The sequence below is a fragment of the Pseudomonas sp. SDO5532_S415 genome, assembly GCF_054071155.1.
Genome location: NZ_JBSVWS010000047.1, coordinates 1 through 12856 on the forward strand (window position 1 = coordinate 1; position 12856 = coordinate 12856).

11 protein-coding genes are annotated in these 12856 nt (G+C 54.8%); 5 read left to right on the forward strand and 6 right to left on the reverse strand.

Annotated features, from left to right (window positions below):
• Nucleotides 1-127: 127 nt before the first annotated feature.
• Nucleotides 128-1489 carry an MATE family efflux transporter gene (locus tag ACW9HW_RS13465; protein WP_457400260.1) on the reverse strand — a complete coding sequence of 454 codons (1362 nt, stop codon included), beginning with the start codon at nt 1487-1489 and terminating at the stop codon, nt 128-130.
• A 163-nt stretch (nt 1490-1652) separates the two neighbouring features.
• Between ACW9HW_RS13465 and ACW9HW_RS13470 the strand changes: the two genes are divergently transcribed.
• Nucleotides 1653-2714 carry a beta family protein gene (locus tag ACW9HW_RS13470; RefSeq protein ID WP_457400262.1) on the forward strand — a complete coding sequence of 354 codons (1062 nt, stop codon included), beginning with the start codon at nt 1653-1655 and terminating at the stop codon, nt 2712-2714.
• Here ACW9HW_RS13470 and ACW9HW_RS13475 read toward each other — a convergent pair.
• Nucleotides 2666-3316 (reverse strand): sce7726 family protein, encoded by a 651-nt coding sequence (locus ACW9HW_RS13475; RefSeq protein WP_457400264.1) that lies wholly within the window; start codon nt 3314-3316, stop codon nt 2666-2668. The two genes, ACW9HW_RS13470 and ACW9HW_RS13475, sit on opposite strands and share 49 nt — an antisense overlap.
• 313 nt (nt 3317-3629) lie before the next feature.
• Between ACW9HW_RS13475 and ACW9HW_RS13480 the strand changes: the two genes are divergently transcribed.
• Both ACW9HW_RS13480 and ACW9HW_RS13485 read left to right on the forward strand, forming a co-directional pair.
• A complete protein-coding gene (locus tag ACW9HW_RS13480) occupies nt 3630-3902 on the forward strand; it encodes a hypothetical protein (RefSeq protein ID WP_457400266.1) in 273 nt (90 codons plus the stop codon).
• A 253-nt stretch (nt 3903-4155) separates the two neighbouring features.
• Nucleotides 4156-5349: a Fic family protein gene (locus ACW9HW_RS13485; RefSeq protein ID WP_457400268.1), complete on the forward strand. Its 1194-nt coding sequence runs from the start codon at nt 4156-4158 to the stop codon at nt 5347-5349.
• Nucleotides 5350-5429: 80 nt separating this feature from the next.
• Here the strand turns inward: ACW9HW_RS13485 and ACW9HW_RS13490 are convergent, their stop codons facing one another.
• From ACW9HW_RS13490 to ACW9HW_RS13505, 4 genes are all read right to left on the reverse strand, one after another.
• Entirely contained in the window at nt 5430-5702 is a 273-nt protein-coding gene (locus ACW9HW_RS13490) for a hypothetical protein (RefSeq protein ID WP_457400270.1), read from the reverse strand.
• A 17-nt stretch (nt 5703-5719) separates the two neighbouring features.
• A complete protein-coding gene (locus ACW9HW_RS13495) occupies nt 5720-7474 on the reverse strand; it encodes an S-type pyocin domain-containing protein (protein WP_457400272.1) in 1755 nt (584 codons plus the stop codon).
• A 390-nt stretch (nt 7475-7864) separates the two neighbouring features.
• The gene (locus tag ACW9HW_RS13500; protein WP_457400273.1) at nt 7865-10450 is read right to left on the reverse strand and encodes a bifunctional diguanylate cyclase/phosphodiesterase; all 2586 of its coding nucleotides are present in this window, start codon (nt 10448-10450) and stop codon (nt 7865-7867) included.
• A gap of 142 nt (nt 10451-10592) precedes the next feature.
• Nucleotides 10593-11282, reverse strand: a complete 690-nt coding sequence (locus ACW9HW_RS13505; protein ID WP_457400275.1) for a winged helix-turn-helix transcriptional regulator — start codon at nt 11280-11282, stop codon at nt 10593-10595.
• 103 nt (nt 11283-11385) lie between these two features.
• Here ACW9HW_RS13505 and ACW9HW_RS13510 point away from each other — a divergent pair, with 103 nt between their 5' ends.
• Nucleotides 11386-12327, forward strand: a complete 942-nt coding sequence (locus ACW9HW_RS13510) for a carbon-nitrogen hydrolase family protein (protein WP_095192599.1) — start codon at nt 11386-11388, stop codon at nt 12325-12327.
• A gap of 27 nt (nt 12328-12354) precedes the next feature.
• Nucleotides 12355-12789 carry a GFA family protein gene (locus ACW9HW_RS13515; protein WP_095192600.1) on the forward strand — a complete coding sequence of 145 codons (435 nt, stop codon included), beginning with the start codon at nt 12355-12357 and terminating at the stop codon, nt 12787-12789.
• Nucleotides 12790-12856: the final 67 nt, after the last annotated feature.

Consider the following 12856-nt stretch of genomic DNA (forward strand, 5'->3'; position numbering starts at 1 on the left):
TTTTTGTGGCGGCACACACCAAAACCATGCCCAACACCGCCCCCTGTGGGAGCGAGCCTGCTCGCGAAGACGGCAGTGAGTTCAGCAGAAGTTTTGCCTGACAAACCGCAATCTCGATCCTTCCCCCCTACACCAACCGCTCAATCTTCTGATGTTGCCAAACCCTCTTGTAGTACAGCACCTGCAACGCCAGCATCCCCAGATACGCCACCGGAAACGCCATCCACACCCCTTGCAGGCCGAACCGCGCATCCAGCAGATACGCCACCGGCAACTGCACACCCACCACACACACAATTGAAATCGCCACCGGCACCATCACCGTGCCGCTGGCACGCATGATCCCGCCGATGATCGCCTGGAAACCAAACACCAACAGACTCCAGAGCATGATGTGCAACAGATGCTCGGCCATGCTCCGCGTCGCCTCCTCGGTGAGGAACAAACCCAGCAACCAGTGCGACAACAAATACCCCAACACCACCAGGCCACCGGTCAGGCACACATTGATCATCAACCCCGTGCGCAAAATCGGCCCGATCCGTTCGATACGCCCCGCTCCAATCGCCTGCGCCCCAAGAATCGACGCGGTAATGGCTATCGACAACGCCGGAAACTGCACGTAATTGACGATCTGCGTCACCGCCCCATACGCCGCCGTCGCCTGGGAACCGTGCTGGTTCACCAGCGCCAGAATCACCAGCTCCGACAGCGACAACACCACCATCTGCAACCCGGTGGGCAAGCCGATGCGCAGCACCTTGCCGAGGATCGCCATGTCCAGCTTCATCGCCGCAAAAAACTCGCGGTCCGGCGCCAACGGATGGCCCTTGCGAATCAAGCGCCACGCCAGCCACCCCATCGCCGCCAGGTTCCCCGCCAACCCGGCAAACGCCGCACTCTGGATCCCCAGCATCGGCAAGCCGAACCAGCCACGAATAAACGCCGGCGTCAGCGCCAGCCCGACGACGGTCGACACCACCAACGCCAACAACGGCGACATCGTGTCACTCACCCCGCGCAGCAACTGCGTGAACAACACAAACACCAGCAGCGACGGCATGAACCACAACATCACATGGGCATACGAAACCGCATCGTCCAGCACATCCCCCGGCGTCCCCAACCCCACCAGCGAAGACCGTGCAAACACACTCCCCAACACCGCCGCCACCACCCCTATCAACAACCCCAGCATCAACGTCGCCCCGGCGATGGCCTTCACCAGATGCGGCTCCCGCGCACCCCAGGCCTGCCCGATCAACACACCCGCGCCCGCGCCGAGGCCGATGACCAGGGCGATGAAGAAAAACACGATGGGAAACATCCCCGAAACCGCCGCCAGCGCTTGAGTGCCGAGCATCTGGCCGATGTAGATGCTGTTGACGGTGCCGGACATGGATTGCAGGAAGTTGGACAGGACCATGGGGGCGAGGAAAAGGAGGTAGGTTTTCCAGAGGTGGGGTTGGGGGGTGGTTGGGGTTTGCATGGGGTGGAGGTCCGTCTCGACTGCTGGGTGGGGTTACTGATCTTAGCTACAACGACTTGAAACAGAAATACGCTGACACATCACTTGAGTCCGGGTGTTGAAAAAGCATCTACGCTCAATCCAACTCAAGACGAGCTTCACTCACCACCATAGGAAGGTACGCATGCTTTACATACCGTGTATGAAGGTAGGTCTAAATGATGTAAAAGCGCTCATAAATCTGGAAGAACATCGAAAAGAACTAGTATCTCCGCTCTTGAATATGAGAGGCATTGAACGCCATCTGAATGATTTCCTTGCAAACTGGGGCGACCACCCTTACTTGATGGACATTTCGAGATCCACACAAGATATCGCGAGCGGAGTCATCGCAGAAAGAGACTTACACAACCCCGCAAACCACTTCGAGAACAAACGAATCTGGTTCAATGAAGTGAGATCTCAAAATAATTCACTAATACCAGTTGTATCGTGGCTTGACACAGACAATGCTCGAGACATCATACAACAAGCGCGATTACTACTAGCAGACGTTGAAACAATTGCGATTAGAGTTATTTGCTCTACCGAAATAACAGGTGCCAGCTGGGAAAGAGCAATAAGCATTCTTGACGCTATAGCAAACCCAGAAAATATAATTGTAATTCTAGATTTTGGAGATAGATCACCATTTTCCACTATAAATGGTGGCGCGCTTGACCATAGCTTTACAACGTTGGTCACCTACGGGATACATAGCGCAACTTTGATCAGTTCTTCCTTCCCAAGTCAGAAGCCTCAAGCGGGAACCTCCAGCACGGCTGTTTGCCATGACATCGTTTGGCAGGCGGAAGCAAAACAACTAAACAGTTCAATAAACTTAATTTATGGCGACTACGCAGGAACAAATCCTGGTGCAGCTGTAGAATATATCCCTGGCATGGCAGTTATACCTTTTGCAAGTTACTACACACCAAATGAATGGTGGTTGAAACGACTTGGAAGAGATAAAGAGTTTGAAAATTACGTTCAGCTAGCGAGAGATATTCTTCAGCTACCCGACTACCACGGAGATGAATTTTGCTGGGCAACCAGAGAGTATGCGAGGATTAGCCAGACAAATGAGCGCTACGGAAACAATGGAGTATGGAACGGACTAAGAGCTAACCAGCATATTTGCGCAACGCTCCAGTTCCTTCAGCATGAAGATAATGGCGACAGTGTTTCATTTGACGACATATTTTGACTCACGGAATAACGAACCTTAAGCCTATTTAATACCTTGTCTCGAATAGGTTCCCACTCAAGCGCCTCGGCCACCTCGAGGCGCACCTCTTTGATTTTCATAATGCTTTTTGTTTTAACCTTGTATTCCCTACAGATCTCATCCAGTTCCGATCGCCACAAAAGACCTGTGAGGGTAAATTTGTCACGCAATTTATTGTGTGCGGCTCGTCTAACAACAGCGATAGACCCAAGATCGTCGACCACAAGAATGCCAACACTCCTATGAGTCACGTCAAACGCTTTCTCTATATGTTTGGAATGACAGCACAGCCAAACCTGGTCAAAGCAACTCAGATACGCGCTCTGTTGACCTTCCCATCTGGATAAGCTGTCTGCGGCTGATTTTATTTCAAATGCTGTCAGCTGCCCGTTCGCGTGTACAAGGTCTGCACGTCTCGCTTTATTGATGAAGCAAAGCTCTCCGATGAAAACATCGTTTTCAGTATGAGGCATGGTCCGGGCGACCCATGTCTTAAGTAATTCGCGGATATGATCTGGATTGTGCATGGTGACGGAGTATAGCTTCTCTCCCTCTTGAAGCCTATGAATACGGCATTTCATCTGAGGAGCGGCATCCCCAGCAGCCGAGCAAGAGATGACTGGGGGACTTGGCTCGGTTCGCTTTCCTGACAAGAAAAGGGATGGGCAATGAACATCTGAGGTCTGTGTTTACAACTCCAGCGAAATGATGTGAAAGATCTGAGATTTCATCATCAAAGGTCCTACAAAAAGCTCGGAATCCCTCACCTACCCCGCCGATACCATGCGGCTTATAGTCAGCCTCGTCGCCCAAATGGCGATTCAGGTTTGGCGACCTGATAACAGAGAATGACCCATTGACGGCCTTGAGCCAATCATACAGAGATCATTCAGAATGAATCGATACATGCCCCTCACCGGAATCGACCTGATCCCGGCCTCTTTGCTCATTGATACCGAAGCCCCACTCGACGTCCTGCAAGCCATGGCGGATTACCGTATTCGTACCGTTACGCAGGTGCTGGAGAACATTGCCTTTCGCGCCGAGATTGGTTGCGACACGGTGGTGTTGTCGGACTTTTCCAAGCTGTTGGCCATTCCGTTGCGAGACGGCTGTGACCTGATGGACGTGATCGGCCGACGCTTGCGAACGCAGGCGGCGCAATGAATGAAAACGGGCGCTTTCATCGGCGCCTGTTTTTTGTGGTTGCTGGTTGCGATCTGAGTATTAACGCGGTTGAGAAGTCTCTTTTCTATTCGAATATACCCGTAGCCATTTCACAAAATAATTGTGAAAAAAATGTGAAGAAAAATTGTCAAAGCAAAGACGGGATATCGCCTGAAATCCTTTAAATAAGCGCTTGTTCAGCCTTCCAATATGTGAAATAAAATGTGAAGCCTTTCATACGGTACAGACCGCAATGTCCCTGATCACATCAAAATCGTGGCTCGACCCGATTCTCCCTGAGTCGCTGCCTGCATCAATCATCGATCTTGCGGATGCCTTGCCTCGCAAAACACAATTTCTGGCCGGACGCCTGCCACCTGAAACCGCTACGCGCCTCGGCCGTCTCCTGCAAATCACCAATACGTACTACTCGAACCTGATCGAAGGGCAATACACCGAGCCCGCCGAAATGCAAAAAGCGCAAGCGGCTCCGGTCAAAGATCGCAAACAACTAAAAAACCTGGCGGTTGAACAGATGGCCGTGCAAGCCTTGTTCGAACGGGCGATGCGCCAGCGTGCGCCGTTTGCCTGGGGTGACATGTTTGCACCCGAACTCGTAAGCACTGCACACAGACGGCTTTTTCAGGGAGCCAGTGACACCGAACGAACACTGTCAGATGGCTCAGTCATGCAGCCCGGGATTCTGCGGTCCGGTACAGGTCAGAACGTTGTCGTAGGCAATCATGACGCCCCGGACGCTTGCGCTGTAGATGGAATGCTTCAACACCTTCAGGCAGGTTTAGGCCGGCAGACAGACTCGCGCCGTCAGCTTATTTCTGCGCTGGCGTACCACCATCGTCTCGCTTGGGTTCACCCCTTCGCAGACGGCAATGGTCGTGTTGCTCGGTTGGTCACTCACCTGCAGTTAGTGAGCCTGGGGTTGAAGCCAACGCTCTGGTCACTGTCACGTGGCCTAGCAAGGCAACATCAGAATTACTACGCCGCCCTGTCCATGGCGGACCGCCGAAGAGAGGGTGATCTGGATGGGCGAGGCCAGCTGTCTCAGCGAAGGTATTTCGAATTCATCGAGTTCATGCTGCAGGTTTGTCACGATCAGGTCGATTACATGATCGCGGCGGTAGATCCATCTCAGCTTAGAGAGCGAGTGATACGCGCGTTTCGCTACAACGAGAAACTTCAGCAACAAGGTATTCGCCCGGAAAGTGCGCCAGCAATCATTGCATTAATCACCCAAGGAAGCCTGCCGCGCAACGAAATCAAAACCTTCACCGGCCTTACACCACGGCCGGCAATCAGTGAGCTGTCGCGGCTGATCAATGTCGGCTTGGTGGAAAGTCGAACGCCCAAATCCCGAATCGTTACACCCGGCCTGCCCGCTTGGTTTGCGCAGGAAATTTTTCCTGATTTGCACAGACGGTTTCAGTAACTGGAATGAACGAAAACGGGCGCCAAGGCGCCCGCCTCTTGTTAACCATCGCCCCTTAAAGAGGAAGATAGCTAGTCATATCAATCAAAGGTATATTTACCTTCTAACATGAACGCAGGCTCTCTCCAGTTGACGCCCCTGGTAATTCGGGTACCACTCATTTCTACGAACCCTGCATCACGCATCTTCCAGACAAGATACAATAACCCCATATTGTCATTTACATGCGCCCAGTTAGCCCGATTATAAAGTCCATCAAGCCGAGGAAGATCGATGCCTAACTCATTTTTGGTAAGAAACAGAATTACTTCTTCAGGTTTCTCGTTGAGCACGATGGTTGTTATGACACTCATTGCTTTGCCCCTCCTAATTATTTGCTTTCTCTATCGATTTGTTTGTTATCTGCCTCTATAGCTTCAAGCGTGTACAGCAGCTCAAACTCACCCTTTAGTTTGTAGTCTTCTAGTGTCGCGGTATGAGCATTATTCCATGTGACACCGTTATCATTCGGATTTACGCCATCTGCCACACCTATTGCCCTGAAACGTTCAAGCTCTCTCAACTCATGAGTATAGAAACGTTTGTCCGTAGCCGTGACTACTAATTTACCCTGGAGAATTCTTTCCAAGCGCTCAATCATGATGACATTGGCATCCGAAGGATCGAAGCGTCCCGTGTGCAATTTGACAAGGTCAATACCCGCTTGAGTCACGGTAGCACTCGTCCAATCGAGATCAAGAATTGGGCCTCCGGCCTTGGCGGGATTGTAAGGCCGACCACTGTACTTTCCTCTCGTGGTAGCTCCTTCATAAGGACTATTGAAAACAACATAGATTGGCGGCAATCCGCTGTTGATCGGAAAGCAGTAAATACAATCCCTGAAGTCCGACAACTCGGACGTAGGCAATGTTTCGGGCCGCACGAGTAGTGGCAACAGTTCAACGCCAGTGTAACGCGGTACTTCCACTGGTCTAACAGGTGAAGTTGTCGAATTGCTATCCCAGTGGATAATAGGAAAACCGAGAGTGATGGGCGGTGTGTCGGCGGAGGTGAAACTGAAGCTGTTAGTCTTCTGATCGAACTCCAGCGCCCGAACTGGCACCGCTGGCGAAATGCTCCCTCCCGTCGGTGTTGCAAAGAGTGTGTATTGGCCAAGGTCACCATAAATCCGATAGGGAAGATCGATGGTTCCTGCGGCAGCCGCTATTTCATGCAAGTTAGACGTTAAATTTGGCAAAAGTGCATTGCCGGATAGTTTGAGAACCGTTTGAGGGTAACGCTCGCCATTACCCAGTTCGGGTGAGTAGAGTAAAGTACCGATCCCAACAGCCGTCGCTCGACTAAGAAGAGTTTCTCCCATCCCCTTCAACAACTGAATGCCCTTGCGGATCACCGCCTCGAAGGTCCAACCGTCCGCGCTTAGGAGATCAGCGGCACCCGCCACAGTTACCACCTGCGCGGATTGACTAAAGGTCAAATTGAAGCTGTGGGCAGTTTCACCTCTCGCCAAGGCGGAATGGATCGCAGCATCTATCGCTGGAGAAACCTCCTCCAAGATGGAAACAGCCTCGACAAGGATTCGTTTAACGTAAGCGGCTGTCAGAGATCTCAGAAAGTTTTCGTATTGGTCTAGGCGTTCTTCCTCGTGTTCTACCGTATCCACACTAGCCGCGAATGCATAGGCATTTTCCATACTGTCCATCGATAATGGATCTATGCCAAAAAACATATTCGCATCATGCCAACTTCTATTCATTCCAATTTGTTGCAGAAGCTCGACAATAATCACTTTCTTTTTTAAGGCGTTTTCTAGCTTATTGACTGAATGGGTATCATCAGCCGAATTTATGCGCCTCTCTATTTCATTTCGCACACCCGCCGTGCTATTCGAAAAAACACTTCCTACCTGATCTTGCACCGAACGCCCTATAGCGACCAACTTTGAATAGGCGTCTCGCTCTTCATCGATAGTTTCAATGCGGTGAGCCACAGCAACCGTCGGGAGAGTTCCATCCCAATTTAGAGCCCTGTAAAAGTTTGAAGGAAGCCCTGGATATTCCTTGTGTGGGTTGAGCAGAGCATTCGACGATTTCAAAGGCGGAGGAGAATCGTTAGATTTTTGCATGCAGCATTCCTTGCTATAAATTGAATTCCATGCGATTTGACGCACCCAATTTATGCCGCAACAACGAAACTCTATCAACAGTAAAATATTAACCGCATATGCTGTGATTAGAGAGGGCCAAACTTCAATGCAAACCATTATCCATAGTAAAACTTCTTACTTAAAAGATTCCGACTTCAGACGAATATTTAGGTGCATTTGGTATGGATTGATGGCTATTACCCGGATTTGACCCAGCAGCAACCGGCCCACCTCTGTTGCGGAGAATTAAGGGATGGTTGTGAGTTGATGGGGGCGCAGGCGGCGGAATGAACGAAAACGGGTGCCTCGATGGCGCCCGTTTTTTGTTCGACGACCCAATAAACTTGTCCGCTGAACCTGCCTGAACCTCTAAACCTTGCTGTCAGTGCCTGCCACTGTTCTTGCGCCGACCAGGGTGCTGAACGCTTCGTTATCAAGCGGTCGGCTCAGGAAATAGCCCTGCCCTTCGTCGCATGCCACCGCCTTGAGCAAGTTCAGGTGTTCAGCGGTTTCGATGCCCTCTGCGGTCACTGTGAGTGACAAGGCCTGCCCCAGACCGACGATCGCCTGGATGATGGACTTGTCGTCATCGCTTTCGGCCAGTCGGTTCAGAAAGCTACGGTCGATTTTCAGCCCGTCGAACGGGAATGTGCGCAGGTAGCTCAGCGACGAATAGCCAGTACCGAAATCATCCATGGCGATCCGCACGCCAAGGCGCTTGAGCCTATGCATCACTTCCAGAGCGCCTGTGGCGTCTTCGAGCATGACGCTTTCGGTGATTTCCAACTCTACGCGGGCCGGGTCGATTCCCGAATCGTGAAGGGCTGTCTGCACGCGTTGAATCAGATTACCTCGCTTGAATTCGGAGGGCGAAAGATTGACGGAGACGAACAGATGTTCCGGCCAGAGGACAGCATGGTGGCAGGCGGTCTCGATCACCCAGTTGCTCAGGGAAATAATCAGCCCCGTTTCTTCGGCAATGGAGATAAACGTGTCTGGCGCAATCAAGCCACGTTCTGGATGCTGCCAGCGAACCAGCGCTTCGGCGCCCACCATCTGTCCGTCGGCAATGCGAAAACGCGGCTGAAAATGCAGCCGCAACTCATTGTGTTTGATCGCGAAGCGCAAGTCGCGCTCCAGACGGCGGCGCTCAATGATTTTCGCGTTCATATCGCCTGCGTAAAAGCGCCAGGTGTTACGGCCCGAGGACTTGGACTCGTACAAGGCGATATCGGCATAGCGCAGCAGTTCACTGGCTTCGCTTGCATCGTTGGGCGCCATGGCGATTCCGATACTGGTGCTGACGAACACTTGCTGTTCATCGATCTGTATCGGTCGCTCGACGGACTCGATCAACCTCCGACAGAGCGTTTCGACCTCTTCTTGTGAACGCAGATCGGTAAGAATCAGTACAAACTCGTCCCCGCCTATTCGTGCGACGAGGTCTCCATGACGGATACACTCAGCCAGCCGATTCGACACTTCGTTGAGCACGAAGTCACCCGCCGCATGACCCAGCAGATCGTTCACCGGCTTGAATCGATCGAGGTCCAGGCTGAGCATGACCAGCGGATGTTCCACTGTAGGCGAAGCTTTGAGCTTACCGTCAAGAAACTCCTGCAGCCGCGTCCGGTTGGGCAGCCCCGTCAGGGCATCGTGTTGTGAAAGGAATTCGATGCGACGGCGGGCTTCGACTTCTTCGGTGACGTCGGTTGCCGTGCCGCGAAATCCTCCACCGGCCATCTTTCGCGCCGAAACACGCGTGATGCGCTCCTGCCCCTTGGTATCGACATAGCGACACTGGACACTGATGTTCGGGCGCCGGTTCGGGATGCTGAGCCACTGAGAGACCGTACCCAACTCGGTGCGCAGCAGATCGTCCATGGCTGCACCGATCCAGAGGTCCCTGGACAGTCCCGTCACATCCTCGAATCGTTCGGACAGGTAGATGAAGCGCCAATCGGCGTCTATTTCCCATACCCAGTCTGAACTGGCTTCAACGACATCACGAAAACGAGCCTCGCTGATCGCCAAGGCCATTTGGCTGTGTTGCAACGATGCGTAACTGGCATCAAGTGCCTGAGCACTCGCCGTCGTGCGACGCAAGATGACCCAGGTCATCAGGCAGACCAACAGTGCTGCAAAACCCACCAATGGCAAGCCCAGCCCAAGCAAGCGCTGGCCTGGCTCGGGCGGACTCCAGTGCAAGGTGCCCGCACTACCGTTCTCGCCCAATGAAAAGACTGACGGGTCGTAAAGTTCGTCAGGCGTGGCCACCCGCAAGTCATCAACCCCGTAATCCTGGCCCAGAGCTTCGAGCTTGGCAGGCTCCAGGATGTCTACGAATATCAACACGGAAGGTACCCCGCCATCGCGCAAGACAGTAGGATCGGTTCCCGGCGTTATCGCCGCCGCCACCACCAGCGCTGGCACGCCGCCAATATTGATGAAGGCCGATGTCGGGATTTCCGCTTCCGCCCCCGCGCGTGCCCTTTCGAGGATGGCCCCCGTCGACTGTTTAAGCCATTGTGAGGCGTCAACCGGTTTCAGCTCGCCTTTGACCACCGCGTACACAGTGCGATTGCTGTCGTTGACGACAAACATCCCCTCGAATCCAAAATCCGTGAAAAGCGTCGGGCCGACATTCTGACGCACGTAGGCCCAGTCGATGTCCACTTGCGTGTGCAGCTGCCGATAGGTGTCCCCCCAGAAGGCGTAATCCTTGACAGTCGATAGCAGAGACTTCTCCAGCGATTGCACCGCTTTTCTTGTATAGAAAGCGCTCTCGGCTTCCTCGGTCCGGTCCAGATCATTCGCCAGATAAACAAGCAAATAGCTGGCGAGAAAAAAGACGCCAACCAGAAGCCACAGAAACTTGAAAAGAGAAGCACGAGTCAATGCCACGCTGGAGCGACTGGACGACGGACTGGAGGTAGTTCGGGTGGTGTTGGGCATAGATTCCCGCAAGGCGTCGAAACGAGTAAGTTGCACGTCAGGCTATCGACTGTAGTCGATAAACCATTAAGTGTTCCTGGCGGTAATGACTGGCCCCTGAAAACCGAGACAAGACAGCAAAGGAAAGCACGGGCCAGCGTGATTACCGACTTGCCACCGCCCTCCGCGTCCCCGCAAACGCACTCGTCCCCAACCAACGCCACAAGCTCTGAGCATCCTTCACCGCGCCATCCACACGCAGCTCCCGCGATTCAAGTACCTCCCGCGGTGTGCGGTCGCCCGACCACACCTCAGTCAATGCGCGCACGCTGGAATCCACCACCAGGGTCAGTTCGCGGCCGGGGTCGTCGCGGCACAGGTCTGCCGCGCCCTCTTCAACCACCAGCCACCAGGCTTGCTCGCCGGGCCGGGCGTCGCGGAATTTGAATTGAATGACCACCGGTCGCGGCGGGAATGTCTCGATGTGGACGAAACGACGTACGTCCCACATGAGCAGGCCGGCGTCGAGCTCGTCATCGCGCAGGCGGCTGCCGATCCAGCGGGCGCCCCAATGCCCCAGCGCCATGATGATGGGGCGCAGTTCCTCGCCCGCCTCGGTCAGGCTGTATTCCCAGACTTTGCCCACGGCCGTGCGACGAACGACGCCAACGTCTTCCAGGTGGCGCAGCCGTTGCGCCAACAGGCCGGTGGACATCCGGGGCACCCCGCGGTGCAGTTCGTTGAAGCGCTTGCTGCCGCACAGCAGCTCGCGCACGACCAAGGGTGTCCAGCGCTCGCACAGTGCTTCGGCACCCCGTGCGACTGTGCAGAACTGACCGTAGCTCTCTTCCATTGCCTGGACTCCGCGACTGCAACACTTCAGATTCTGAACTAGTCCCGCCCCTTCCTTGCGCGCAGGCTCAAGACTTCGAAGCCAAGTGCCAAAGGAGAACGCCATGACCAAGGTAGCCATCATTCAACGCCCGCCCGTGCTGCTCGATCGCAGCGCGACCATCGCCCGGGCCGTGCAATCGGTCGCTGAGGCCGCGGCGGCGGGAGCCTCGCTGATCGTTTTGCCCGAATCCTACATTCCCGGTTACCCGTCGTGGATCTGGCGGCTGGCGGCAGGAAAGGACGGGGCTGTCATGGGCCAGTTGCACACGCGGCTGCTGGTCAACGCTGTGGATATTACCAACGGTGACCTGAGCCCATTGTGCGAGGCGGCCCGCGTTCACGCCGTGACGATCGTGTGCGGCATCAATGAATGCGATCGGCACAATGGCGGCGGCACGCTCTATAACAGCGTAGTCGTGATCGGCGCGAACGGCGCAATGCTCAACCGGCACCGCAAGCTCATGCCCACCAATCCCGAGCGCATGGTGCATGGCTTCGGTGATGCAAGCGGGTTGCGTGCGGTCGACACACCGGTCGGTCGCCTGGGTGCGCTGATCTGCTGGGAAAACTACATGCCGTTGGCCCGCTATGCACTGTATGCCCAAGGGGTGGAAATCTACGTCGCCCCCACGTACGACACGGGCGAAGGCTGGATCAGCACGATGCGGCATATCGCACTCGAAGGCCGCTGCTGGGTGCTCGGCAGCGGAACCGCGCTGCGCGGCGGCGATATCCCTGACGACTTCCCGGCGCGTGCCCAACTGTTTGCCGATCCGGACGAATGGATCAACGACGGCGACTCGGTGGTGGTCAATCCCCAAGGCCGGATCGTCGCCGGTCCATTGCACCGGGAGGCCGGCATTTTGTATGCGGACATCGACGTCGCCCTGGTGGCGCCCGCTCGGCGCGCGCTTGACGTGACCGGTCACTACGCACGCCCCGACATATTCGAACTGCAGGTACGGCGCACAGCGGCGACCTCGGTACGCTACATCGACGCGTGAAGTCACCCTTGATCGAGGAGTCATTCCATGAACACTGAACGGTCTTACAAAGGCAGTTGTTTTTGCGGCGCGGTCGAGTTCACCGTCAGCGGCGAGCCGGCCGCGATGGGCTATTGCCACTGCGAGTCGTGTCGGCATTGGTCAGCAGGGCCGGTCAATGCCTTCACGCTGTGGAAACCCGAGGCGGTGCAGGTGACCCGGGGTGCCGAGAACATCGGCACCTACAACAAGACCCCGCAGAGTTACCGCAAGTGGTGCAAGACTTGCGGCGGGCACCTCTTCACCGAGCACCCGGGGATGGGGCTCATTGACGTGTATGCCGCAGTCATCCCGGATCTCGCGTACGAGCCGGGGGTTCACGTCCACTATCAGGAGGCTGTGCTGCGCATCAAGGATGGATTGCCGAAGCTGAAGGATGTGCCCAGCGAGTTAGGCGGATCGGGCGCCAGCATGGATGAGTAGCGGCCCCGCGGCGCTCTCCCGCTGAGCATTTAACCTGTGGGAGCGAGCCTGCTCGCGAAGGCGATTT

What these genes read in the sequence shown, in the direction of transcription:
- ACW9HW_RS13465 (WP_457400260.1), bottom strand. Translation starts at nt 1,489, where the DNA reads ATGCAAACCCCAACCACCCCCCAACCCCACCTCTGGAAAACCTACCTC.
- ACW9HW_RS13470 (WP_457400262.1), top strand. Translation starts at nt 1,653, where the DNA reads ATGCTTTACATACCGTGTATGAAGGTAGGTCTAAATGATGTAAAAGCG.
- ACW9HW_RS13475 (WP_457400264.1), bottom strand. Translation starts at nt 3,316, where the DNA reads ATGAAATGCCGTATTCATAGGCTTCAAGAGGGAGAGAAGCTATACTCC.
- ACW9HW_RS13480 (WP_457400266.1), top strand. Translation starts at nt 3,630, where the DNA reads ATGAATCGATACATGCCCCTCACCGGAATCGACCTGATCCCGGCCTCT.
- ACW9HW_RS13485 (WP_457400268.1), top strand. Translation starts at nt 4,156, where the DNA reads ATGTCCCTGATCACATCAAAATCGTGGCTCGACCCGATTCTCCCTGAG.
- ACW9HW_RS13490 (WP_457400270.1), bottom strand. Translation starts at nt 5,702, where the DNA reads ATGAGTGTCATAACAACCATCGTGCTCAACGAGAAACCTGAAGAAGTA.
- ACW9HW_RS13495 (WP_457400272.1), bottom strand. Translation starts at nt 7,474, where the DNA reads ATGCAAAAATCTAACGATTCTCCTCCGCCTTTGAAATCGTCGAATGCT.
- ACW9HW_RS13500 (WP_457400273.1), bottom strand. Translation starts at nt 10,450, where the DNA reads ATGCCCAACACCACCCGAACTACCTCCAGTCCGTCGTCCAGTCGCTCC.
- ACW9HW_RS13505 (WP_457400275.1), bottom strand. Translation starts at nt 11,282, where the DNA reads ATGGAAGAGAGCTACGGTCAGTTCTGCACAGTCGCACGGGGTGCCGAA.
- ACW9HW_RS13510 (WP_095192599.1), top strand. Translation starts at nt 11,386, where the DNA reads ATGACCAAGGTAGCCATCATTCAACGCCCGCCCGTGCTGCTCGATCGC.
- ACW9HW_RS13515 (WP_095192600.1), top strand. Translation starts at nt 12,355, where the DNA reads ATGAACACTGAACGGTCTTACAAAGGCAGTTGTTTTTGCGGCGCGGTC.